This is a genomic window from Polaromonas sp. P1_G4 (assembly GCF_056405475.1).
On sequence record NZ_JBFUCA010000934.1, the window covers coordinates 1 to 891 of the forward strand.

Here is an 891-nt window from a genome sequence, read left to right on the forward strand (position 1 = left end):
GCATGAAGCAACGCGTAGGCATCGCACGCGCCTTTGCCATCCAGCCCAAGATGCTGCTGCTCGACGAGCCCTTTGGTGCACTAGATGCACTCACACGCGGCACCATCCAGGACGAACTCATGGCCATCGTGCGCGAGACACAGCAAACGGTTTTCATGATCACCCACGACGTGGACGAAGCCATCCTGCTCGCCGACCGCATCCTCTTGATGAGTAACGGCACCGACAACGACGGCGTCTACGCACCCGGCCGCATCGCCGAAGAAGTCATCAACCCATTGCCCCGGGAACGCACCCGCGCCGGCCTGCACCACCTGCCCGGTTACTACGACCTGCGCAACCACATCGTCGATTTCCTCGTCACCCGCGCCAAGGCGCATTGACCATTCCCGCTTTTCACTTCACCCATCTCACATACAGGAGCAAACTATGAACCGCAACGACATCACCGAAAAAATCATCACCGTCAAAGTCAGCAAAGGCATCACCTGGGAGTCCGTCGCGAAGAAGGTCGGCCTCAGCAAGGAATGGGTTACCGCCGGCTGCCTGGGCCAGATGACCTTTGACGCCAAACAAGCCAAAGTCATCGGCAAGATTTTTGGTTTGACCGCCGAAGAGCAGAAGTGGCTGCAAGTCGTGCCCTACAAAGGCTCACTGCCAACGCCCGTACCCACAGACCCCCTCATCTACCGCTGGTACGAAATCGTGAGCGTCTATGGCACCACGATCAAGGAACTGATCCACGAAGAATTCGGCGACGGCATCATGAGCGCGATTGACTTCAGTATGGACATCGTGCGGCAGCCGGATCCCAAGGGTGATCGGGTGAATGTGGTGTTGTCGGGGAAATTTTTGCCGTATAAGACTTATTAAATTCCCTGCCTAGAAGGG

The 891-nt window shown here is 57.0% G+C and carries 1 protein-coding gene and 1 pseudogene; both read left to right on the plus strand.

Translation table 11 applies throughout. The features are described from left to right. A pseudogene (locus AC1D1X_RS24550) lies at window positions 1-383 on the plus strand (ABC transporter ATP-binding protein); the annotation flags it as partial. Between the two features lie 46 nt (window positions 384-429). Beyond that, entirely contained in the window at window positions 430-873 is a 444-nt protein-coding gene (gene cynS, locus AC1D1X_RS24555; protein WP_477648254.1) for a cyanase, read from the plus strand. Window positions 874-891: the final 18 nt, after the last annotated feature.